General features: G+C 59.5%; 8 protein-coding genes. 1 reads left to right on the forward strand and 7 read right to left on the reverse strand.

The features are described from left to right. Window positions 1–49 precede the first annotated feature (49 nt). Window positions 50–394 carry a hypothetical protein gene (locus tag PMI29_RS21515; RefSeq protein WP_007995788.1) on the forward strand — a complete coding sequence of 115 codons (345 nt, stop codon included), beginning with the start codon at window positions 50–52 and terminating at the stop codon, window positions 392–394. A 132-nt stretch (window positions 395–526) separates the two neighbouring features. Here the strand turns inward: PMI29_RS21515 and PMI29_RS21510 are convergent, their stop codons facing one another. The 7 genes from PMI29_RS21510 to prfB all read right to left on the reverse strand — a co-directional run bounded on the left by PMI29_RS21510 (window position 527) and on the right by prfB (window position 7,386). After that, window positions 527–856, reverse strand: a complete 330-nt coding sequence (locus PMI29_RS21510) for a hypothetical protein (RefSeq protein WP_007995790.1) — start codon at window positions 854–856, stop codon at window positions 527–529. Continuing rightward, window positions 853–1,767 carry an alpha/beta hydrolase gene (locus PMI29_RS21505; protein WP_007995792.1) on the reverse strand — a complete coding sequence of 305 codons (915 nt, stop codon included), beginning with the start codon at window positions 1,765–1,767 and terminating at the stop codon, window positions 853–855. The genes PMI29_RS21510 and PMI29_RS21505 overlap by 4 nt, the downstream gene beginning before the upstream one ends. A gap of 144 nt (window positions 1,768–1,911) precedes the next feature. Further along, complete coding sequence (locus PMI29_RS21500; RefSeq protein WP_007995794.1) at window positions 1,912–3,189, reverse strand: flavohemoglobin expression-modulating QEGLA motif protein; 1,278 nt, start codon at window positions 3,187–3,189, stop codon at window positions 1,912–1,914. A gap of 32 nt (window positions 3,190–3,221) precedes the next feature. Next, window positions 3,222–3,776 carry a hypothetical protein gene (locus tag PMI29_RS21495; RefSeq protein WP_007995796.1) on the reverse strand — a complete coding sequence of 185 codons (555 nt, stop codon included), beginning with the start codon at window positions 3,774–3,776 and terminating at the stop codon, window positions 3,222–3,224. 80 nt (window positions 3,777–3,856) lie between these two features. Further along, window positions 3,857–4,573, reverse strand: coding sequence for a TetR/AcrR family transcriptional regulator (locus PMI29_RS21490; RefSeq protein ID WP_007995797.1), 717 nt, complete (start codon window positions 4,571–4,573; stop codon window positions 3,857–3,859). Between the two features lie 99 nt (window positions 4,574–4,672). Next, a complete protein-coding gene (lysS, locus tag PMI29_RS21485) occupies window positions 4,673–6,175 on the reverse strand; it encodes a lysine--tRNA ligase (protein WP_008019605.1) in 1,503 nt (500 codons plus the stop codon). A gap of 115 nt (window positions 6,176–6,290) precedes the next feature. Beyond that, window positions 6,291–7,386 (reverse strand): peptide chain release factor 2 gene (prfB, locus tag PMI29_RS31725; RefSeq protein ID WP_104450710.1). Its coding sequence is split into 2 segments (ribosomal slippage): window positions 6,291–7,313 and window positions 7,315–7,386, totalling 1,095 coding nucleotides; the frame shifts between segments, so codons are not numbered across the junction. Between the last annotated feature and the right edge of the window lie 189 nt (window positions 7,387–7,575).

Below are 7,575 nucleotides of genomic sequence, written 5' to 3' on the forward strand. Positions count from 1 at the left end.
GCCGGACACTCACCCAGCCTGCCACGAGCGGGAGCGTAATGAGGTCAATATGAAAATCCGCGAGCTTGCCCACCACTGGGAAGAAAGCGCCAAGGGGCGCCTGACCGACACCGGGTACTCGATTCATCTGGACGTGGAGTCTGCCGCACGGCTGGCCGCGCTCGTCGAGATGTACCCCAAGCGGCATCCCGAAGAACTGCTCGGCGACCTGATCGGCGCCGCGCTGGAAGAGCTGGAAAGAAGCTTCCCTTACGTCAAAGGTTCGACCGTGGTCGCCACCGATGAAGAAGGCGATCCGCTGTACGAAGACATCGGGCCGACCCCGCGTTTTCTCGCGTTGTCCCGTCGGCATCTGCACGATTTGTCGATGCCTGAGGACAAACAAAAACACTGAGCTTCCACAGAGCCTGTGGGAGCGAGCTTGCTCGCGATGGCGGTGTGTCAGACAACACATGTGTTGAATATTCAGCCGTCATCGCGAGCAAGCTCGCTCCCACAGGGGGACTTTGATAGCCACAGATCTGGTTTACGGCTCCAGCTTCTGCGGCGTTTCCTGTCCCATGCAACGCACCGCTTTTTTCTTGCCGTCGACCAGCACACCGGTCAGGCCTTTCTGCTCGGTGTCGAACAGCACCAGCACGCCATCGATGCACTGCGCCACTTGCGCGGCCGGCTCCAGTGAGACTTTGTAGTTTTCGCCCGGAATCGTCTTGAGCATGGTGAAGTCACTGAGCAGCAACGCATCCTCGGGCTTGGCGAAGTGCAGGTAGCCGTACCACCACAGGGCAGCGACGGTGCCGAGGATGCTGCAGATACCGGTGATGATCAGTGGGATGGCGTTACGTTCTTCACTCATTGCGGACTCTCTGGTGGTTCATCTTCAGAATTCGGGGGCGCCGGGTAGTTGGGGATTTCACCCAACCGGCGCAGGCCGTTGAAATGCTGCGGGTCATCAAGATAACGCAGCATGACCTTGCGCCAGACCGGATTGGCGAACGTCTGCACATGACCGCCACGGGTCAGTTGCAGCACCCGCGGCGGCGGCGCAGCTTGATACAGTCGGATGCCGTTGGAAAGAGGCACGATCGGATCGTCGATGCTGTGGTAGAGCAGTTTCGGCACATCCTTGAGTTGTGCCATGGCGTTGATCGCGCTGTCGCCGTCCGGTACCAGCCACGACAACGGCACCTGGAACGGCCAGGTCAGCCACGAATTGCTCAGGGCAAACTGGCCCACGCTGCGATAACTGGCGGGTGCACCATCGAGCACGATGGCCTTGAGTTGCTTCTGGCGTTCCGGGTGCTGGACCAGATAATGCACGGCCATCGAACCACCGAGACTCTGGCCGAGCAGGATCAGCGGCTTGCCTTGAACCTGCGGCGCCTTGTCCAGCCAGGCGAACGCCGCATCGATGTCCTGATAGATCGCCGGCAGGCTCGGCTTGCCTTCGGATAAGCCGTAACCGCGATAGTCCACAAGCAACACCTGGTAACCATTTTTCGGCAACCAGAAGCTCCCGCCGAGGTGCATGGGCAGGTTTCCGCCGTTGCCGTGCAGGTGCAACACCGTGCCTTTGACCTCGACACCTGGCTTTGCCGGCAGCCACCAGGCATTCAGCTTGAGGCCATCGGCGGTGATCAGGGTGACGGTGCGGTATTCGAGCCCGGCCTTTTCCGGGGTGAACAACTGGCCGGGTTCCGGGTAGAACAACAGCGAGCTGCAACCGCTCAAGGTCAGGAGAAGGCAGATGATGCCGAGGATTCTCATCCGTTGAAACCTTGCAAGTATTGAGTTGGAACACATTACCTGTGGGAGCGAGCTTGCTCGCGATGGCGGTGTATCAGACAACAGAAGTATTGAATGTGAGACCGCTATCGCGAGCAAGCTCGCTCCCACAGGGGAATTCATTGTTCACAGGATGTTCGAGTAATCCGCCTCGATCCGGTCCAGGCTCAGGTGGTTGAGGAAGTTGGAGAAGCACATCCACGCCGACAATGCGTTCATGTCGCGGAACTGTTCCGGCAGGTACTTGGGCGGTACCACCAGGCCTTCGTCCACCAACTGGCGCAAGGTACGCATGTCTTCCAGGGTGGTCTTGCCGCAGAACAACAGCGGTATCTGCTCCAGCTTGCCTTTACGCACGGCCAGTTGAATGTAGTTGTAAATCATGATGAAACCCTTGAGGTAGGACAAGTCTTTGGTAAATGGCAGACCTGTCGGCACCGAGCCGCGGAAAACGCGACTGGCGTTGCTGTAGCTCTCGGGCATTTCAAAACCTTGCTCGCGGAAGAACTCGAACACCTGCAGGAAGTCGGCCCCCTCCTCCACCATGTGAATCGCGCGCGTGCGGTTGGTCAGCTTGCGCAGGCGACTCGGGTACGAGGCGAAGGTGATGATCTCCATCAGGATCGCCAAGCCTTCCTGGGTCACCGTCGACGAGGGCGGCCCCTTGGAGAGGAAGGTGCAGATCGGCTGGTTCAGGCCGTTGAGGGTGGTGCCGACGTGCACCAGTCCTTCATGGACCTCCAGGGCGCGCACATCGCGCTGGTTGAACATCGCGTCGGAGCGGATCTTGATGTAGTCGGCGCCTGCCGCCGCATCGGCGACGATGCCATCGGACTCGAACACCCGAATGGTTTCCTCGGCTTCGCCAAACACCTTGTTCAAGCGATGCTGCAACAGATCGACCGCGTCCTTGGCCGTCAGCGTCTTCGGTTCATCCTTGAGGTCGCCACGGCCGTCAATGTTGTTCAGGTATTCGGACAACATCATGCCCAGGTCGGACAGCGTCGGGTCGCCGGCATGGAACGCATCGGACGCGGCGCCGTACAACTCCTGGGAAATCAGGCCGAAATCCTCGGTGCCACGCGCTTCGAGCATGCGCACCACCATGCGGTATTCCTTGCACATGCGGCGCATGATCTGGCCGACCGGGTTGAACTGGCCGAGCTGGCGGGTGATGTCGCGCTCGATGTTCTGGAACTCCAGCTTCACTTTGCTGGAATCGAACGCCAGCGGCCGATTGAGGTAGTAGTCGCGGTCCACCGCCGGCATTTCCTTGCCCTTGGCCTTGAGGAAGCCCTTGCGAATGTTGTCGTCCCATTTGACCGCATCGAGAACGCGGATCGGCGTCTGCGCCAACACGATGCGATCGGACAAAGCACGTATCGACTGTTGGTAATCGTCCACGCGAAACTCCTGTAAAAACCTGTTGGTGCCGGTTATTTGGCTTTGGCCTGACGCTGATAGCGCACCGCTTCGACGAACACATCGGAATTGGCCGGGTCGTCGAGGTAGGCGGCGACTTGATCCATGTTGCTGTCGATCAATACGCCTTCGCCGTCGTTGGTCTGGAAGCTTTCACCGCTCAGAGCTTTTTGCTTCATGGCCTGGTTGATCTGGTCGAGGTCGAGGTTGTAGATCACCAGCTCATGCTTGTCGGTCAACTCAAACCCGCCAATGGTGAAATGCCCGCCGAATTGCGCCGGCACCTTCGCCGACAGATACCAGCGGTTGCCATGACGCGACAGGGTGAACGGATAGGCTTCACGTTCCCTGGGCCGAGCGCGGTAGTAGCTGACGGCCTGATAGCGGTTGTCGCCGATGCGGGTCAGTTCGAGGTTGAGCGGCTCGCCCCAGGCATTGGTGCTGGTCCATTTGCCGAGCAATCCTTTGGGCGCGGGTTCGCTTGCAGGCAGCGGTTCCTTGAAGGTCACCAGACAGCCACTGAGCAGCAGGAACGACAAGGCGATCACAACGACACGCCAGGCTTTCATTCAATACTCCCTATGAAACATACGCCCCTCGCGCTGACCGGTAGCAGCTGCCGAAGGCTGCTACGGGGACGGCGCTCAACTCACACCGACGCCAGCACCAGGTGCATGTAGCGCGTCAGGATGCCGAGCATTTCCTCTTCGGCGGCAGGCTCTTCTACGTTGAGCAGCCCCTGATATTCCATCCGGCCGATAATCGCCGTCAACACCTTGGCATCCTGGTGCGGCTCGCGCGAGCCCAACACCTGGAACAGCTGGCAAGAGCCCTGCAACAGGATTTGCTGATGCGAGCGCACCAGCTCGGCCAGGCGCGGGTTGAGCAATGCCTCCTGGCGGAACGCCTGCTCGGCCATCAAATGTTCACGGCGATTGACCAGTTGCCGATGAACGTAATCGGTCATCAGCCGCGCAATATCGTCCGCCAGTTTCGAGCGCGCCTGCGGGCTGCCGTCGCCACTGTCGATCATTTCACGCAACAAGCCTTCGTTGTTCACCCACAGCTTGCCCATGTACGCCGCACTGCGTTCCACGTATTGGGCAAAGGTGTCGGTGAGCAAGTCATCGATATCCTTGAAATAGTAAGTGGTCGCCGACAACGGCACTTGCGCCTCGGCGGCCACCGCACGGTGCCGTACGGCGCGCACGCCATCGCGCACGACAATGCGCATCGCGGCGTCGAGAATGTCCTGTCGACGCTGCTCGCTGCCCTGTCGGCTGGCCTTGCGGCCCTGGTACTGAACACTTTCAGCGACCGCAGTGGCGATACCCGCTGCACCTTCTTGAGCCATTGCACGAATCACGACAGGTATTTCCTCTCAGATGAAAGTAACAAGTTGATACGTTTGTACCAGACAGGCAATAAAAAACCGCCTGAAAAGGCGGTTTTTTAATTGAAACACTTACGCTTGCGGCCGCATGTGCGGGAACAGGATCACGTCGCGGATCGACGGGGAGTTGGTCAGCAGCATCACCAGGCGGTCGATGCCGATACCTTCACCCGCCGTTGGCGGCATGCCGTACTCCAGCGCACGAACGAAGTCGGCGTCGTAGTGCATGGCTTCGTCGTCACCGGCGTCCTTGTCGGCCACCTGAGCCATGAAGCGCTCGGCCTGGTCTTCCGCGTCGTTCAACTCGGAGTAGGCGTTGGCGATTTCACGACCACCGATGAACAATTCGAAACGGTCGGTGACGTTCGGGTTCTCGTCGTTACGACGGGCCAGTGGCGACACTTCGAACGGGTACTGGGTAATGAAGTGCGGCTGTTCCAGCTTGTGCTCGACCAGCTCTTCGAAAATCATCACCTGCAGCTTGCCCAGGCCTTCGAAGCCCAACACCTTGGCGCCTGCTTTCTTGGCGATGGCGCGGGCCTTGTCAATGTCGTTCAGGTCGTCAGCGGTCAGCTCAGGGTTGTACTTGAGGATCGAGTCGAACACCGACAGACGCACGAACGGCTCGCCGAAGTGGAACACCTTGTCGCCGTACGGCACGTCGGTGCTGCCCAGAACCAGCTGAGCCAGTTCGCGGAACAGCTCTTCGGTCAGGTCCATGTTGTCTTCGTAGTCGGCGTAGGCCTGATAGAACTCCAACATGGTGAATTCAGGGTTGTGACGAGTCGAAACGCCTTCGTTACGGAAGTTGCGGTTGATCTCGAACACTTTCTCGAAGCCGCCGACAACAAGGCGCTTGAGGTACAGCTCCGGCGCGATACGCAGGAACATGCCCATGTCCAGCGCATTGTGGTGAGTTTCGAACGGCTTGGCTGCCGCGCCGCCCGGAATGGTTTGCAGCATCGGCGTTTCCACTTCCAGGAAGTCACGCTTCATCAGGAAACTGCGGATGTGAGCAATGACTTGCGAACGCACGCGGAAGGTCTGGCGCACGTCCTCGTTGACGATCAGGTCAACGTAGCGCTGGCGGTAGCGCTGTTCGGTGTCGGTCAGGCCGTGGTGCTTGTCCGGCAGCGGGCGAAGGGATTTGGTCAGCAGGCGCACGCTGGTCATTTCAACGTACAGGTCGCCCTTGCCGGAACGGGCCAGGGTGCCTTCGGCGGCAATGATGTCGCCCATGTCCCAGGTTTTCACCGCGGCCAGGGTTTCTTCGGACAGGGTCTTGCGGTTGACGTAGACCTGGATGCGACCGGTCATGTCCTGGATCACCATGAACGAGCCACGGTTGAGCATGATACGACCGGCAACCTTGACCGGGATCGCAGCCTCTGCCAGCTCTTCCTTGGTCTTGTCCGCGTACTGTTTCTGCAGTTGTTCGCAGTAGTTTTCGCGGCGGAAGTCGTTGGGGAAGGCATTGCCCTTGGCGCGCTCGGCAGCAAGCTTTTCCTTGCGCAGGGCGATCAGGGAGTTTTCTTCCTGTTGCAGGGCTTGCGGGTCGAGTTCTAGGTCGCTCATGTCTTTAAATATTCCATCACAGGTTCGTTGCCCCCAGGCCTGCGGCCTGGGGATCGCCGGCAAGCCGGCTCCTACAAGGGATCGCGGGGAGTCAGCCGATCCGGTATTGCATTGCTTACAGCCCGGACTTCAGGCTCGCTTCCAGGTATTCGTCGATGTCGCCATCGAGCACCTTGTCACAGTCGCTGCGTTCGATGTTGGTGCGCAGATCCTTGATCCGCGAGGCATCGAGCACATACGAACGGATCTGATGACCCCAGCCGATATCGGACTTGGTGTCTTCCAGCGCCTGGGACGCCGCGTTGCGCTTCTGCATTTCCTGCTCGTACAACTTGGCCCGCAGCATTTTCATGGCGGTGTCTTTGTTGGCGTGCTGGGAACGTTCGTTCTGGCAGCTGACCACGGTGTTGGTCGGTACGTGGGTGATACGTACGGCCGAGTCGGTGGTGTTTACGTGCTGACCACCGGCACCCGAGGAACGATAGGTGTCGATCCGCAAGTCTGCCGGGTTGATTTCGATTTCCACCTTGTCATCGATCTCTGGCGAGACGAACACCGCGCTGAACGAGGTGTGGCGACGGTTGCCGGAGTCGAACGGGCTCTTGCGCACCAGACGGTGCACGCCGATTTCGGTCCGCAACCAGCCAAACGCGTATTCGCCCTTGATGTGCACGGTCGCGCCCTTGATCCCGGCGACTTCACCGGCGGACAGTTCCATGATGGTCGCGTCGAAACCGCGTTTGTCGGCCCAGCGCAGGTACATGCGCAGCAAAATGTTGGCCCAGTCCTGGGCTTCGGTGCCGCCGGAACCGGCCTGGATGTCCAGATAGGCGTTGTTCGGGTCCATTTCGTGGCTGAACATGCGACGGAATTCCAGCTTGGCCAGACTTTCCTCGAGTCGGGCCAGCTCGGCGACGACATCGTCCACTGCGCCTTCGTCGTTTTCTTCGACGGCCATGTCCAGCAGGTCGCGGCAATCGGCCAGACCGGTGTTCAACCCGTCGAGGGTATCGACGATTTGCGCCAGCGCAGCGCGCTCGCGGCCCAATTCCTGGGCGTATTCAGGTTTGTTCCAGACACTCGGATCTTCAAGCTCGCGATTGACTTCGGTCAGACGCTCATGCTTTTGATCGTAGTCAAAGATACCCCCGAATAGTTTCGGAGCGCTCGGACAGGTCCTTGATGGTGTTCAGGATCGGGTTGATTTCCATGACGGGCAGCACTCGTTGGCGAACTTTTGAAAGCCGGCGAGTATACCGTAATCAAGCAGTCCCGGCAGCCCGCATGGCGGGTTTACCGGCGAATGGTTTCAGTCAGCGGCCACCTGCCAACTGCAAATCAAGCAGTCACCACCCACCTGTGGCGAGGGGGCTTGCCCCCGTTGGGTCGCGAAGCGGCCC

Source organism: Pseudomonas sp. GM49, assembly GCF_000282355.1.
Classification (GTDB): domain Bacteria; phylum Pseudomonadota; class Gammaproteobacteria; order Pseudomonadales; family Pseudomonadaceae; genus Aquipseudomonas.